Source organism: Pseudoalteromonas sp. TAE79 (genome assembly GCF_000498015.1).
Classification (GTDB): Bacteria; Pseudomonadota; Gammaproteobacteria; order Enterobacterales; family Alteromonadaceae; genus Pseudoalteromonas.
In genome coordinates this window covers 1-1,119 of sequence record NZ_AUTL01000012.1, presented here as the reverse complement: position 1 = coordinate 1,119, position 1,119 = coordinate 1, and the positions used below count along the sequence as shown (strand labels likewise).

1 protein-coding gene is annotated in these 1,119 nt (G+C 41.5%); it reads right to left on the bottom strand.

Going from position 1 to position 1,119, the window contains the following annotated elements:
* Positions 1-130: 130 nt before the first annotated feature.
* Positions 131-1,119 (bottom strand): 1-deoxy-D-xylulose-5-phosphate synthase (dxs, locus tag L655_RS0100215; RefSeq protein ID WP_024603691.1); only part of this gene is annotated, 989 nt, incomplete at its 5' end.

The window sequence follows — 1,119 nt, the reverse complement described above, 5'->3', positions numbered from 1 at the left end:
AAGTTTTCCTCGCTCAGTCAAGCCAAGACCGCAGCGGTACGCTAGAAATAAAAAAGCCGTTCACCTTAAGTGAACGGCATTAGAGCCTAGGCTCCTTTTTTAATATGCTCAACTTTAGATGTATAGGAAGTTAATTAATAAACGCTTTAATAGCGGTTAATATTCCTTGCTCGCCTAACCCCATTTCATCGTGCATTTCATCTTGAGTGCCGTGTTTAATAAACTCATCAGGAATACCTAAGTTAAGGATATTAATATCAGTTTTTTGCGTTGCTAAGAATTCGTTAACTGCAGAGCCGGCACCGCCAGCAATCGCATTATCTTCAAGCGTAACAATTACATCGTGGCTAGTTGCAAGCTCATTTAAAAGTGCGGTATCAAGTGGTTTAATAAAACGCATATTAACAAGCGTTGCATCTAATTCATCTGCAGCAAGCTGTGCATTTTCAAGTAATGTACCGAACGATAAAATGGCAATTTTACTGCCTTTCTTAATTGTATCTGCCTTACCTATTTCAAGCAGTTGCATAGTGCTTTCAATGTCTGCAGTACCTGCACTACCTCGAGGATAACGAACTGCAACAGGGCAGTTTGCTTTATAACCGGTGTATAGCATTTGGCGGCATTCGTTGGTATCGCTTGGTGCCATAATTACCATATTTGGAATGCAGCGCATAAAGCTTAAATCGTACGCACCTTGGTGAGTTTCACCATCGGCTCCAACAATACCAGCGCGGTCAATGGCAAATAATACAGGTAAGTTTTGCAGTGCAACATCATGTATTAATTGGTCATACGCACGTTGTAAAAAGCTTGAGTAAATAGCAACAACAGGTTTTAAACCTTCACAGGCAAAGCCAGCGGCTAAAGTAACGGCATGCTGCTCAGCAATAGCTACATCAAAGTATTGATCTGGATGCTCTTTAGAAAAACGTACCATGCCTGAACCTTCGCGCATTGCAGGCGTGATAGCCATTAACTTACTGTCTTGTTCGGCCATATCACATAACCAATCGCCGAATACTTTTGAAAAAGTAGCAGCACTAGGTTTAGATTTAGGTAGGCTAGTTGTGCTCGGATCGAATTTTGGTACACCATGATAGCCAATAGGATCGGCTT